We start from the raw sequence: 14,744 nt of genomic DNA on the forward strand, positions 1-14,744 counted from the left end.
GAGGAAAGACTCCGCGCACTATGGGAGGTTCATAGAGCGCGAAATTAGGAAAAAGGAAAGACTCCACGCACTATGGGAGGTTCATAGAGCGCGAAATTGTGAAAAAGGAAAGACTCCGCGCACTATGGGAGGGTCATAGAGCGTGAAATTAGGAAAAAGAAAAGATTCCGCGTACTATGGGAGGTTCATAGAGCGTGAAATTAGGAAAAAGAAAAGATTCCGCGTACTATGGGAGGTTCATAGAGCGTGAAATTAGGAAAAAGAAAAGATTCCGCGTACTATGGGAGGTTCATAGAGCGCGAAATTAGGAAAAAGGAAAGACTCCGCGCACTATGGGAGGTTCATAGAGCGCGAAATTAGGAAAAAGGAAAGACTCCACGCACTATGGGAGGTTCATAGAGCGCGAAATTGTGAAAAAGGAAAGACTCCCCGCACTATGGGAGGTTCATAGAGCGCGAAATTAGGAAAAAGGAAAGACTCCGCGTACTATGGGAGGTTCATCGAGCGAGAAATAAGGAAAAAGGAAAGACTCCGCGCACTATGGGAGGTTCATCGAGCGAGAAATAAGGAAAAAGGAAAGACTCCGCGCACTATGGGAGGTTCATAAAGCGTGAAATTAGGAAAAAGAAAAGATTCCGCGTACTATGGGAGGTTCATAAAGCGTGAAATTAGGAAAAAGAAAAGATTCCGCGTACTATGGGAGGTTCATAGAGCGCGAAATTAGGAAAAGAGGAACGATGTGAGCACTATGGTAGCGGCAATGAACACTAAAACCTAGAAAAAGAGTAAAAAAGAGCGCATAGGGGGAGTCAATGAACACGAAACTCTAGAAAAAGAGTAAAAAAGTGCACATAGAGGGTCTCAATGAACACGTAGCCCCAGAAAAATAACAAATACATGCGCATTGAAGGGTTCAATGAACACGAAACTCCAGAAAAAAAGCAAGTTAGTGCCTATAGAAAGGTTCAATGAACACAATAAGAGTAAAATAAAAACAGCACATGCATATTGAAGTTTAAAACTGTATGTATTTTTTACCATATCCAGCTAAATGATTAAAATAAGCTACATAGGGAGGAGAGGTGATCTTCCTTGAGAAATCCAGTACAGCTAGAAACAATCGTGGAAGAAATGGGATTTTCACTAGATGAATCAACAGCATTTTTAAATAACGAAACTGGTGAAATTGTCTGGGTGACATCTGAAGAGTTAAATGCTGTTGAAGAAACTGAAGCATTGGAGGATTTACCAGAATGGCAGCAGAAGGAGCTTGAATTTGCCTTCGATATCGTGGAAAACCCTGAAAAATACCAAAGACTGCCCGACAAATATGAAATCGATGAGTATAGAATAATGGAAAACTTTTGTCTAAATGTCGAGGATGATTACAAGCGGGGAACGTTAATAAAAATAATCAAAAGGAAAGGCGCTTTTAGAAGATTTAAGGTTCAGGCAGACAAATTTGGTATCATTCATGAATGGTATTCGTTTCGGGATAAGTGTTATAAAGAAACCGCTAAAGAATGGTGCGAGAGCTTCGGCATAGAATAAATAGAATATATAGAATAACTAAAGGGAGGTTCCGTGTTTGCAACTGCTCTTTTGGCCGTGTATGCTTGCTTCTTTAATCCTTGCCATAATGGCTATAAATCTTAAAAAATCCAATTTACTCTTCATTTCCACCATCCTCATCATTCCAACGTCGCTATACCTGGCAGCCACACCACGATTCCAAATTTGGGGGTTGGTATTCCCGCTGCTTTATCTCGGTGCAGCAATCTTGCAAAAAAAGAAGCTGACCTGGCTCGCGGTTTTATTATCCCTTCCGAATTTTCTCTTAATCGCTTGGCTGGGCTATAGTGTACTAACCCAATAAATTTTTCCAAAAAACTCATTGCCCTAATGTCCAATTTCTGGTAGCATATTCATAATCTGCTTCTGAAAGGGGGAAAACAAGGTGATACGAGTAACGGGATCGCAGACAGAAGCAAAGGTATTTTCCAATTATCCACAGGAAACGGCGATTGAGCAGATTCAGGAGCTGTGCAATCAAACGTTTTTGAAGGATACCAAAATTAGTATTATGCCAGACTATCATGCTGGGAAAGGCTGCGTCATTGGCACGACCATACAGCTTAAGGATAAGGTTGTCCCGAACCTAGTTGGCGTTGATGTCGGATGCGGGGTTTTAACAACGAAATTAAAGGAAAAAAACATTGATTTTAATAAGCTGGATCAGGTCATTCGAACCTATGTCCCAAGCGGGCAGGGGATTCATGATAAGGAAACCGTTAAACTCGTAAAAACTAGTTTTCCAGCCGCAGAGGAATTTAAAGCCGCGCATATTTTAAGCCAAAATAAAAGCCATTCCAGCCTGGGAACGCTCGGAGGCGGAAATCATTTTATTGAGGTATCAGTCGATTCTGACAGTTATCATTATTTAACCATCCATACCGGCAGCCGTTACGTTGGAGCGAGAATTGCAACCTATTATCAAAAACTAGCAATCTCAAAGCACCGAAAGCATGACTTATCGGAAATGATCGCCCAGTTAAAAAAGGAAGGGCGGCATAAAGAAATTCAAGATGCAATCGAAAATCACAAAGAAAAAAATCCTGTCATTCCAGATGATTTAGCCTATTTGGAAGGAACAGATTTTGATGATTATATTTATGACATGAAGCTGGCCCAGGCATTTGCGAAAGCAAATCGTGAAGAAATTGCCAGGACAATCTCGGAAAATATGAAATTTGACATCGTTGACCAATTTGATACGGTTCACAATTATATAGATACGGACAATTTGATTTTGCGGAAAGGGGCGGTTTCCGCGCAAAAAGGTGAGCGCCTAATCATTCCAATTAACATGAGGGACGGATCGATTTTGGCCATCGGAAAAGGTAATGAAGAGTGGAACTATTCCGCGCCTCATGGGGCCGGCCGCGTCTTAAGCCGGACGAAGGCAATGAAAACCTTGAACATGGAAGATTTCCATAACACAATGAAAGGCATTTGGACGACATCCGTTTCTAAAGAGACACTTGATGAGGCGCCAATGGCCTACAAGCCGATGAATGAAATCCTTGAAAAAGTCGGAGAAACAGTCGAAATCGCCAGCTTCATCAAACCAATTTATAACTTTAAGGCCAGTGAAAAACCAAGTAGATATCGTAAATAAGGCGGCGCTTTGGGTGCTGCCTTATTTTTAACAGAAACGGAGCTGTTAGAATGGAGATTGAAAAAATCTACGGCAATTTACCTACCTTGGAAACAGAACGTCTTATTCTGCGAAAACTAACTTTAGCAGATGTTGATGATATGTTTGCCTATTGTTCAAATGCGGAAGTATCGAAGTATGTCACTTGGGATACGCACCGAATGACTTCTGACACAAAACACTTTGTCAACTATGTCCTGCAACAATATAAAAATAAGAAGATTGCCCCGTGGGGGATTGAATTTAAAGAGACTGGAAAGCTGATAGGGACGATTGATTTTGTTTGGTGGCGTCCGGAGCATAGCAGCGCCGAAATCGGTTATGTAATTTCCCAGGACTTTTGGGGTCAGGGGATTACCACTGAGGCAGCGAAAGAAATCATCAAATTCGGCTTCGAAAACATGGAGCTAATTCGTATACAGGCAAGATGTTTTACGGAAAACATTGGCTCCCAAAGAGTAATGGAAAAGGCGGGCATGTCCCTTGAAGGAATCAACCGCAAAGCAATGTTCATCAAAGGCAAGCATCGTGATTTGAAAATGTATTCGATTTTAAAAGAGGAATTTTAAAGGTGTCAGGCACCATGTGAAATTTTCACATGGTGCCTGACACCAAAGTCTTTTTCATTAATACCCTTTCGAGTAATCAACAAGATTGATGGCAGGGGTTCCACAGTCAATATAGTTCTTTAAGTTTGGTACCAAGATATTTTCCACTACTCGCTTGTTATAGTGTTCGGTGGAGCCGGCTGTGTGCGGTGTAATAATAACGTTATCCATTTTCCACAGAGGACTTTCCGTGCCTAGCGGTTCTTTTTCAAACACATCGAGCCCTGCACCAGCAATTGTTCCTTTCTGTAAAGCCTGCACTAAATCGTCTTCTACAACAATTTGCCCGCGGCCGATATTGATAAAAAAGGCAGAGGACTTCATTTGTTTAAATTGTTCCGCACCAAATAAATGATGGGTCTCTTTTGTATGCGGCAAGGTAACTACAACATAATCGCATTGTGGGAGCACATGATGCAGCTGGTCGGTTGTATACATTTCATCTACAAACTCAGCCGGTTTTCCGGAGTTTCTAACCCCGAGAACCTTCATCCCAAATGCCTTAGCAATTTTGGCTGTCTCGCTGCCGATTGCCCCTATTCCCATAATCCCAATCGTTTTTCCATGGATCTCCAGCTTCATATTGGCGTGATGCCAGACCTGTGATTGCTGGTTTTTAACATATGTATGGATTTTCCGGGTTAAACCGAGCATCAAGGCGAAGATGGTTTCAGAGATCGGATAAGCATGAACGCCATTGGCACTCGTTAAGATAATATTTCTTGCTGCCAATTTTTCCAGCGGCATGGAATCGACACCGGCACTCCAGGATTGCAGCCACTTGAGCTTTGAATCCGAACCTAGGCAATACTCATCTAGACCTTTTTTCCAGCCGGCAATGATTTCAGCATCCTTTACTGTTTCTTGCCACACTTCTTTTTCCTTTGATGCAACCAGCTCCCAATCAGGAATAACAGCTTTAATTTGATCAAGAAGTTCCTGCTCCAGGGTATGGGTGATGACTAATTTTCTATTTTTCATTAATGAGACCCCTCCGTTAAAACAAGTTTGTCTAATTCAATGATAACGGATTTTGTCCTAGAAAAATAATATTTCGTTTACGTTTTCAGAATTTTTCTTTTTCAAGTTGATGTGCTATTATTTAGAGCAACTAAATAAAATGAATGTTAGCAATCTATGAGAAAAGGCGGGAATTTTTTGAAAGAACGTTTGTGGACAAAATCATTTATTATGCTGATGGCGGGGAACCTTTTTGTGTTCATGTCGTTTCAAATGCTGATACCAATTCTGCCGCCATATATCAAATCACTTGGGGCATCGGGGATCGAAATCGGCCTGGTGACTGCGCTATTTTCGATTGGCGCCGTGCTCAGCAGACCGTTTATCGGCTTTATGCTGGAGTATCGGGGAAGAAAAGCACTTGTGTTAATTGGGGCGTTACTGCTCCTTGCTATTACCGTTCTCTACCCAATTTCGCAGGTTATTGTCATCTTCCTGCTTTTTCGTTTCCTGCATGGGCTGGCTTGGGGATGGTCGACAACGGTAAATGGAACGGCGGCGGCGGATGTCATTCCCAATTCACGGCTTGGAGAGGGAATGGGCTACTTTGGATTATCGGTTACCATCGGGATGGTCATTGCTCCAAGTCTAGGAATCCTTTTATTTAATGTCACCTCCTTTAAAAACCTCATTTTTATCTCGGCCATACTCGGGATTATTGCTGTAGTCCTGCTTGTATTTGTGCGCTATCAAACACCGGAATCGGTCTTGCAAACACAGAGGGAGGAACTGAAGTTTTCTTATTTCGGGTCTTCCGTTGATAAAACAAGCTGGTTTCCAGCTTTCATTACTTTGTTGGTTAGCCTTGGCTACGGTTCGATTACTACGTTTATTGTGATATTTGGGCAGGAACGCGGCATTAGTCAGATTTTTCTTTTTTATATTCTTAATGCGATTATGTCGTCTATTTCCAGGCCGTTCGCAGGAAAATGGTTTGATGAGAAGGGGCCTAGAGGACTTGTGCTGTTATGCACCATCATTACCTTTGGGGGAATGTGGGTGCTTTCTTTTGCCGATTCGAATTTCTTAATCGCGATTGCAGGTGCCTTGTTTGGAGTGGGCTTTGGCTGTTTGATTCCAACCTTACAATCATGGGCGCTGCTGATTACACCTCCAAACCGCCGTGGCGTGGTCAATGGTATGATTTTCTCCTCGATTGATTTGGGCATCGGGTTAAGTGGTTTAATTTTTGGATTTATCGCGGAATTCGTGGAAACGGCATCGCTCTTTAGATTCGGCAGTTTATTCCTGATTGTCGCTCTAGTAATGGCAGCCATGGCTGGGAAAAAGATGCAGGCTGCATCTGCAGAAAGAGTTGTTTCTAAAGGATATTGAAAAAAACATTGCTGACCAAAACTATAAGTACCTCTAGGTAAATTAAAGTGCAGTTGAATTAAATTTTTAGTAGGGAAGGATAAATCCTTCTCTTTTTTATTTCAAGATAAAAATTTTTAGAATTATCTGATATAATGGAGGTGAATTTCCTTCCAGAAATATACTGTAGTTTTTGATAAGTAAAAGCTTCCAAATGAAAGGGAGGTTGATCTAAGTGAAACACCCATACTTACAAGAAGACCATGAAATTTTCCGTCAATCGTTAAGAAAGTTTTTAGAAAAAGAAGCATATCCCTTTTATGACAAGTGGGAACAGGACCGGATGATTCCCCGCTCCTTTTGGACAAAAATGGGAGAGCAGGGTTTTCTCTGCCCAGATATTGATGAAAAATACGGCGGAAGCGGTGTTGATTGGGGCTTTGCCGTTGTTATTAACGAGGAGTTGGAGCGGGTAGGCACAGGATTAATCGGCATTGGGCTTCATAGTGATATTGTTGTTCCTTACATCACCTCTTACGGAACGGAGGAGCAAAAACAGCGCTGGCTGCCGAAATGTGCGACGGGGGAAATTATTACCGCGATTGCCATGACCGAACCGGGCACAGGCTCTGACCTGGCCAATATTAAAACAACCGCCAAGCTTGATGGAGACCACTATATCGTAAATGGCCAGAAAACGTTCATCACAAACGGAATTCAATCAGACCTTGTTGTGGTGGCGGTGAAAACCGACCCACAGGCAGTGCCGAAGCATAAAGGAGTAAGCCTGCTGGTGATTGAACGGGTCACACCTGGGTTCTCAAGAGGCCGTAAGCTTAACAAAGTCGGGCTCCATTCACAGGATACTGCCGAACTGATTTTTGAAGACTGCCGGGTGCCGAAGGAGAACCTACTGGGAGAGGAAGGCAAGGGCTTCCTTTATTTAATGGAAAAACTTCAACAGGAACGGCTCCTTGTGGCAATCGGCGCACAAACCGCTTCTGAAGTAATGCTTGAAATGACGATGGATTATGTCAAAAGCAGGGAAGCGTTCGGTAAGACGGTCAGCAAGTTCCAAAATACTCAGTTTAAAATCGTCGAAATGACGACCGACATTCAAATGGGCCGCGCCTTTTTGGACCAATTGATTGCTGAACATATTGAAGGGAAAGATGTAGTGACAAAGGTGTCCATGGCCAAATGGAAGCTGACGGATACTGCTAGAAAAATCGCCACAGAATGCATGCAGCTTCACGGAGGCTACGGTTATATGGAAGAATACGAGATTGCCAGACGCTTCCGCGATATTCAGGTAGGAGCCATTTACGCCGGTACGAATGAAATTATGAAAACGATTATTGCCAAAAATTTAGGATTGTAAATTGAGAGGAGGAGTATGATGCGAGAAGTGGTGATTGTTGAAGGGGTCCGCACCCCGGTAGGAAGAAGAAATGGCCTTTTAAAGGATATCCGTCCCGATGATCTGGCGGCCTTCACTTTAAAGGAGTTGGTTGAACGGGCCGGGATTGATCCAGCAGTTGTGGAGGATGTCATTTTAGGATGTGTTACACAATCCGGAGAACAGGCAGGGGATATTGCCAGAGTTGCCGCGTTAAATGCCGGCTTTCCGATTGAGGTGCCTGGCACTACCATTGACCGCCAGTGCGGCTCAAGCCAGCAGGCAGTACATTTTGCAGCCCAGGCAATCCTTGCAGGTGATATGGATGTGGTCATTGCCGGTGGAGTCGAGAGTATGAGCCGTGTACCAATGGGTTCCAGCTATCAAGATGCTGACCCGTTCAGTCCGAATCTTAGAAACAGGTATGAAATGATTCATCAAGGGCTGTCGGCTGAGAGGATTGCCGAAAAATATGGCTTTACCCGTGAGGAGCTGGATCGTTTTTCACTTGAAAGCCATCAAAAGGCTTTAAGAGCACAGGATGAAGGCCATTTTACAAGAGAAATTTTTCCGTTAGAAGTGACGCTGCCGGACGGCACACCCATGACCGTTAAAGAAGATTCCGGGCCGAGAAGAAATACTTCCTTGGAAAAATTAGCGGGTCTTAAACCGTCGTTTAAAGCGGATGGGGTAATTCACGCCGGAAATTCGAGCCAAATTAGCGACGGGGCTGCGGCATTATTGTTAATTTCCCGTGAAAAAGCGGAGGTGCTCGGTTTGAAGCCGCGATTTCGCGTTCACACTCGTGTTGTGGTCGGTTCGGATCCGACTTTAATGCTGACTGGACCGATTCCGGCAACCCAGAAAGTCTTAGAAAAGTCAGGTTTATCTATTGGTGATATCGACCATTTTGAAGTGAACGAAGCATTTGCTCCGGTACCGCTTGCCTGGTTAAAAGAAACCGGTGCTGATCCGGCTAAGCTGAATCCAAATGGCGGAGCAATTGCCCTTGGACACCCACTTGGCGGGAGCGGTGCACGGTTGATGGTAACAATGATGCATGAAATGGAGCGCACGGGCGGCCGCTACGGGCTGCAAACAATGTGTGAAGGTCATGGCATGGCGAACGCAACAATCATTGAGCGGATTTTTTAAGTGAAGTAGTGGCTGAAATTTTGAGTCGCCGATATATTAGGCAGTTTCGCCGATAACTTCCTTGGTTTAGCCGATAAAATAGTTGAATTCGCCGATAATACTTCAAGATTCGCCGGTAACATATTTAAAAACTGATTCGGAGTTCTTTATAACAATAAATCGGAGGCGATTTACAATGACGACTACGATCGGAAAAATCTTTGAATTAACAGTAAAAAAGTACCCAAACAAAGAAGCGCTTTATGATGTCCGAAAAAATGTCCGCTATACGTATAAGGAGTGGGGCGAGCATGTCAACCGCCTTGCGAATGCCCTCCTTAAGGAAGGGGTCAAAAAAGGCGACCGGGTTTCAACGTTCATGTTCAATACAGAAGAACTAGGAACGGCTTTTTTTGCCTGCGCCAAGATTGGTGCCGTGTTTAATCCGATTAATTTCCGCCTCACCCCTGAGGAAGTGGCGTTCATTTTATCCGATGCTGCCCCGAAGGTTGTTATTTTTGAAAAAGCTTTGGAGCCCATCATCACAGCAATCGCCGGCCGTTTCGAACACGTGTCTTTCTGGTTTATTGAAGAAGAGATGCCTGCTTACGCTGCCAGTTATAAAGAAAGGGTCTCTGCCGCCTCAACAGAAGAGATCCAAGTTGAAGTCCATGAAAATGATGTGTATGCGTTTATTTATACGAGCGGAACGACAGGAAGACCAAAAGGTGTCATGCACAGTCACCGCAATATGGTCGATCAGAGTATCCTGTGTATCGCCTCCCAAAAGCTTGAAAAAGAGGATGTCGGTCTGGTTACCGCGCCAATGTTCCACTGTGCCGAGCTGCACTGTGCCTTCCTGCCAAGAATCAATGCAGGAGCCAAAAACGTTATCCTGCACCAATTCAATCCAAAAGCAATCCTCTCATTAATTGAAAAAGAAAAAATTACAAAGTTTTTCGCTGCACCGACGATGTGGAATATGCTTTTGCAGGAAGACTTAAGCGGATATGATCTATCCAGTCTAAAGCTTGGATTATATGGAGCTGCCCCAATGGCCCCGTCACTTGTCAATGCCCTTCATGACCGTTTAGGCATTTCCTTGGTTCAAGCCTATGGTATGACCGAAATGGGTCCGGCCATTACTTTCCTGTCAGAAGGAGACCAGCTTCGAAAAGCAGGTTCTGCCGGGCAGGCTGCTTTAAATCATGATATCCGTGTTGTCCGCACGCGGGAAGATGGACCATCCGACCCCGATGATATTTGCTCAACCGGAGAAACTGGCGAGATTATTGTGAAAGGACCTTGCATGATGCTTGGCTACTACAATCGTGAAGAGGCGACGGAAAAAGCGATGTATAAAGGCTGGTATCATTCCGGTGATATTGGCTATCTTGATGAAGAAGGTTATCTTTATGTCAACGACCGTGTTGATGACATGATTATCAGCGGCGGTGAAAACATTTATCCGAGGGAAGTGGAGGATTTATTGCACAGCCATCCTGGGGTCCTCGACGTAGCGGTTGTTGGCCAGCCAGATGACCGTTGGGGTGAAACCGTGACTGCTTTTGTTGTTAAAAAAGATCCAAATGTTACCGAGCAGGAATTGGATGAGTTTTGTAAAAATAGTACCAGTCTTGCCAATTATAAACGACCGCGTAAATATATTTTCTGCGATGCTTTGCCGCGCAACGCCAGCGGGAAAATCCAGAAGTTTGTATTACGGAAGCAGCTTGAAGAGCTTTTTACGCAAGAGTCATAACAAAGGGCATCATTTTCTATTATTTATTTGAATACAAAAAGTTCGCCTAACTATTTAGACGAACTTTTTGTATGAAAGAATCTGTCCGAAGTTAAATTCGTCAAATGATTCAAATCTGAAGGTTTTTTCGGGGAATCGCAAAAAGGATGTGATCTGATTCGGGACAACGATGCATTTCATACCTGCATTAATAGCGGCAATGGCCCCGTTAACCGAATCTTCAACGGCGTAGGCTTGTTGAGGTTCAACCTTTAATTCCTCTAACGCTTTAATGTACAGGGCAGGATCAGGCTTAACCTTTTCGACATCTTCACTTGTTTTGATAACAGAGAAGTGCTCCCACAGTTCGAATTGGCGTAGGAATCCTTCTACCCAAACTCTGGAGGAGCTGGATGCAAGACCAATTAAATATCCCAGTTCCTTTGCCTCAGCTAATTTTTCTTTTACACCAGGACGAATGGATAATGTGCTTCTTTTTTCTAAAAAAAGCTCATTTGCTAATTTGTTTATATTCTGTGGTTCAATTTTCATTCCGATTGTTAGTTCGATATATTGGTAAAACGCTTCATCCGTCGTGCCAATACTTTTGGCAAATTCCTTAAGCGGCAGCTCAATGTTGAATTTCTCTTTAAGCAAGTCTCTATAGACATCGAACCAGGTTGTTTCTGTATCAATAATGGTCCCGTCAAAATCGAAAATCACAGCTTTTTTCATTTTTTCCTCCGTTACTTTAATGTAATTAATATATTACTCTATTCATTTTAGTAGTTCTATATTACTTCATAAAATGATAAACTCATTGTATGTGCTGGCAAATATTTGAAAAAATAGGGGGCGCGATGATGAGCAGCGTTGGTTTGTTTCCTATTATCCCACTTTTACTATATCTATTTATTTTGGGATTAGGGATCTTTTTTATTGTCCGATCGATACGTTTTATGAATGAAAAAACAAAATTAGATCAGGAACGGAATCAGAAGCTGGATACTTTGATAAAAGCTATCCAAGATAATAATAGGACTGGAAATTAGTCAATTAAATTGGGAGTTGCTGTGGCGGCTCCTTTTTATGTAATTCCTAATTGAAGAGAAATAACATTTCTATTTACCTTGAATCAAATAGAAGGATGTTTGGAAAATAGCCGATTGTTAATATTTTTAACAGCCGCGCCGTGTATCCAGCCGCGGTGGAGGTGCTGAAACAGTTGGGTCTCTTGTCTGAGAAGCAGTTTGAAAACATTACCGGCCAAAATTGCGAAACGCCCGGCCAGAAGTAATTGGCGAGTTGGTTGCTGATTTTTTTTCAATTACAAAGAGCTGAATAAACTTTTTGGTAAGGTCTCTTGTTAAAAAGAGATCTTTTTTAGGGTGATTTTGCTCGAGGAGGTGTGAGAAGAGAAGTCAGCGGTAAGAATGAGGGGTTGATATTGCCCGAGGAGGAGCGAGAAAGGAGGTAAGCGGTAAGAATGAGGGGGTGATATTGCCCGAGGAGGTGCGGGAAGAGAAGTCAGCGGTAAGAATAAGATGTTGATATTGCCCGAGGAGACGCAGGAAGGGAGGTAAGCGGTAAGAATGAGAGGTTGATATTGCCCGAAGAGAAGAAAAAATTAATCCCGCGGTAAAAAGACCAGGCTTCTATTGCCCGAAAAGAGGAAAAAGTAAGTCCCGCGGTAAAAAGAAAGTGTCTCTATTGCCCAAAGAGAAGAAAAAATTAATCCCGCGGTAAAAAGACCGGGCTTCTATTGCCCGAATAGAGGAAAAAGTAAGTCCCGCGGTAAAAAGAAAGTGTCTCTATTGCCCGAAGAGAAGAAAAAATTAATCCCGCGGTAAAAAGACCGGGTTTCTATTGCCCAAAGGCGCGAAAAAGTAAGTCCCGCGGTAAAAAGACCGGGCTTCTATTGCCCGAAGAGAGGAAAAAGTAAGTCCCGCGGTAAAAAGACCGGGCTTCTATTGCCCAAAGACGTGAAAAAATTAGTCTCACGGTAAAAAGACCAGGCACCTATTACCCAAAGAGAAGCAAAAGCTCAATCCCCCGCAAAAAGCCAAAACTATTTTTCCACTCCCAAAAGAGAAGCGTTATAATAGATTACGGTAACCACCATTCATAAAATGAAAGGAGAAACAACATTGTTTGAAAAAGCGCAGCCCCTACTACAATCCTATTTTGGTTATAGCTCCTTCAGAAAAGGCCAAGAGCAGGCGATCCGCTCGGTATTAACCGGCAGAAATACCATTTGTGTTATGCCGACCGGCGGCGGGAAGTCGATTTGTTATCAAATCCCAGCGTTAATCCTGCCTGGCACCACGATTGTCATCTCTCCGCTGATCTCCTTAATGAAGGACCAAGTTGATACCCTTGTTCAGGCAGGCATCCCTGCGGCCTATATTAACAGCTCGCTTAGCTTCAATGAGGCCTATGATCGGATGCAGGCGGCAAAGCTCGGATCATACAAGCTGCTGTACATAGCACCGGAACGGTTGGAGTCGCAAGAATTCCTTGAGGATTTAAAGCAAATGGAAATCCCTATGGTTGCGGTTGACGAGGCTCACTGTATATCACAATGGGGACATGATTTCCGTCCAAGCTATCGGCAAATTCAGCGAATGATTCAAATGCTGCCGCAATCACCGAATGTCCTTGCCCTGACAGCAACCGCTACACCAAGAGTGCGTGAAGACATTTGCAGTCTGCTCGACATCGATGAAAGTAATACCATTATCACCGGTTTCGAACGTGAAAACCTTTCTTTTTCCGTTATTAAAGGACAGGACCGTATAAAGTTCCTATTAGACTATTTGAAAAAGAATGAAAGAGAATCGGGTATAATTTACGCGGCAACGAGAAAAAACGTAGACCAGCTATATGAAAGATTAAAGAAGGAAAAAATCAATGCCGCGCGATATCATGCCGGAATGAACGATGAAGAACGCAGCCGCGAACATGAACGTTTTCTCACCGATCAGGCATCTGTCATGGTCGCAACCTCTGCATTTGGAATGGGGATCGATAAATCTAATATAAGATACTGTATCCATCTGCAGCTTCCGAAAAACATGGAAAGCTATTATCAGGAGGCGGGTCGTGCGGGGAGGGATGGACTGAAGAGCGAGTGCATTGTCCTTTATTCGCCCCAGGATGTTCAGATTCAAAGATTCCTCATTGATCAATCCAGTGACCGCAGCCGAATGACCAAGGAGCTGGAAAAACTTCAGCAGATGGTCGATTATTGCCATACGGAAAGCTGTCTTCAAGAATTTATACTAAAATATTTTGGCGAGACGGAAACGAACCCATGCTGCAGATGCGGTAACTGCACTGACTCGAGAACAACCATGGATGTGACCAAAGAAGCGCAAATGGTAATGTCCTGTGTCATCCGCATGGGACAGCGTTTTGGGAAGACGTTAACCGCCCAAGTACTTACGGGTTCAAAAAATAAGAAGGTTACAGAGCTTGGTTTCAACAGACTATCTACCTATGGAATTATGAAAGACAGAGGGGCAAAGGATGTCAGTGATTTTATCGAATTCTTGATATCCCAAGAATTAATTGGAATTGAGCAGGGGACCTACCCAACCCTTTTTGTTTCCTCAAAAGGAAAAGACATCATACTTGGTAAAACACAGGTGTTCCGTAGAGAAACTGTAAAGGTAGAACAAGTTGCAAAGAGTGACCCATTATTTGAGGCACTAAGAGAGGTCAGGAAGCAAATTGCTGCACAGGAAAATGTGCCGCCGTTTGTCATTTTCTCTGATGCTGCGCTGAAGGATATGTGTGCCAAGCTGCCTAAAACAAACGAGGAATTTTTACAGGTGAGCGGGGTTGGAGAACATAAATTGCAAAAATATGGACTCCAATTTATCCAGGCCATTCGTGAATTCAGTGAAGCCAATCCTGAGTACCACACGGAACTGGAAGTAGAGCCGGAAGCACCGAAAAAGCAAGATAAACCAGTGGGCGATTCGCACCTGGAAACACTGAGTCTCCACCAAAACGGGCTTGACATTAATGAAATTGCCGAAAAAAGAAACTTAGCCGTCAGCACCGTTGAAAACCATCTATTACAATGTGCCCGGGAAGGACTTGAAGTGAATTTTTCCAAATTGGTGCCTGACACCTATATACCGCTTTTAGAAAAGGCCGTGGAAGAGGCGGGGCGGGAGCGTTTAAAGCCCATTAAGGAACTGCTTCCGGAAGAGGTCAGTTATTTTATGATTAAAGCTTACGTTTATTATATAAGTAAGAAATAGTAGGCATTAACACAAATACCGCCAAAAGAATATGGTAAAG

The 14,744-nt window shown here is 43.3% G+C and carries 12 protein-coding genes; 10 read left to right on the plus strand and 2 right to left on the minus strand.

All coding sequences use genetic code 11. The annotated features are described in order from the left end of the window. The first annotated feature begins 1,092 nt into the window (after positions 1-1,092). From A6749_RS18030 to A6749_RS18045, 4 genes are all read left to right on the plus strand, one after another. Complete coding sequence (locus A6749_RS18030; RefSeq protein ID WP_084797891.1) at positions 1,093-1,551, plus strand: UPF0158 family protein; 459 nt, start codon at positions 1,093-1,095, stop codon at positions 1,549-1,551. Positions 1,552-1,588: 37 nt separating this feature from the next. Further along, positions 1,589-1,876: a hypothetical protein gene (locus A6749_RS18035; protein WP_084797892.1), complete on the plus strand. Its 288-nt coding sequence runs from the start codon at positions 1,589-1,591 to the stop codon at positions 1,874-1,876. Between the two features lie 81 nt (positions 1,877-1,957). Then, entirely contained in the window at positions 1,958-3,178 is a 1,221-nt protein-coding gene (locus A6749_RS18040) for an RtcB family protein (protein WP_066393300.1), read from the plus strand. 50 nt (positions 3,179-3,228) lie between these two features. Continuing rightward, complete coding sequence (locus A6749_RS18045; protein ID WP_066393301.1) at positions 3,229-3,786, plus strand: GNAT family N-acetyltransferase; 558 nt, start codon at positions 3,229-3,231, stop codon at positions 3,784-3,786. A gap of 57 nt (positions 3,787-3,843) precedes the next feature. On the opposite strand, the gene A6749_RS18050 is transcribed toward A6749_RS18045, so the two are convergent. Next, on the minus strand, positions 3,844-4,806 hold the full coding sequence (locus A6749_RS18050) for a D-2-hydroxyacid dehydrogenase (RefSeq protein ID WP_066393302.1): 963 nt from the start codon (positions 4,804-4,806) through the stop codon (positions 3,844-3,846). Between the two features lie 156 nt (positions 4,807-4,962). Between A6749_RS18050 and A6749_RS18055 the strand changes: the two genes are divergently transcribed. From A6749_RS18055 to A6749_RS18070, 4 genes are all read left to right on the plus strand, one after another. Beyond that, positions 4,963-6,180 carry an MFS transporter gene (locus tag A6749_RS18055; RefSeq protein WP_066393305.1) on the plus strand — a complete coding sequence of 406 codons (1,218 nt, stop codon included), beginning with the start codon at positions 4,963-4,965 and terminating at the stop codon, positions 6,178-6,180. 214 nt (positions 6,181-6,394) lie between these two features. After that, the gene (locus A6749_RS18060) at positions 6,395-7,540 is read left to right on the plus strand and encodes an acyl-CoA dehydrogenase family protein (protein ID WP_066393307.1); all 1,146 of its coding nucleotides are present in this window, start codon (positions 6,395-6,397) and stop codon (positions 7,538-7,540) included. 18 nt (positions 7,541-7,558) lie between these two features. Beyond that, positions 7,559-8,713 (plus strand): thiolase family protein, encoded by a 1,155-nt coding sequence (locus A6749_RS18065; protein WP_066393309.1) that lies wholly within the window; start codon positions 7,559-7,561, stop codon positions 8,711-8,713. Positions 8,714-8,888: 175 nt separating this feature from the next. Continuing rightward, positions 8,889-10,454 carry a fatty acid--CoA ligase gene (locus A6749_RS18070; RefSeq protein ID WP_066393312.1) on the plus strand — a complete coding sequence of 522 codons (1,566 nt, stop codon included), beginning with the start codon at positions 8,889-8,891 and terminating at the stop codon, positions 10,452-10,454. A 54-nt stretch (positions 10,455-10,508) separates the two neighbouring features. Here A6749_RS18070 and A6749_RS18075 read toward each other — a convergent pair whose 3' ends face one another. Continuing rightward, entirely contained in the window at positions 10,509-11,168 is a 660-nt protein-coding gene (locus A6749_RS18075) for an HAD family hydrolase (protein WP_066393315.1), read from the minus strand. Between the two features lie 128 nt (positions 11,169-11,296). Here A6749_RS18075 and A6749_RS18080 point away from each other — a divergent pair, with 128 nt between their 5' ends. Then, positions 11,297-11,485, plus strand: coding sequence for a hypothetical protein (locus A6749_RS18080; RefSeq protein ID WP_066393319.1), 189 nt, complete (start codon positions 11,297-11,299; stop codon positions 11,483-11,485). A gap of 1,095 nt (positions 11,486-12,580) precedes the next feature. Beyond that, positions 12,581-14,704, plus strand: a complete 2,124-nt coding sequence (recQ, locus tag A6749_RS18085) for a DNA helicase RecQ (protein ID WP_066393321.1) — start codon at positions 12,581-12,583, stop codon at positions 14,702-14,704. Positions 14,705-14,744 lie beyond the last annotated feature (40 nt).

This window comes from Neobacillus mesonae (assembly GCF_001636315.1).
GTDB lineage: Bacteria > Bacillota > Bacilli > Bacillales > Cytobacillaceae > Neobacillus > Neobacillus mesonae.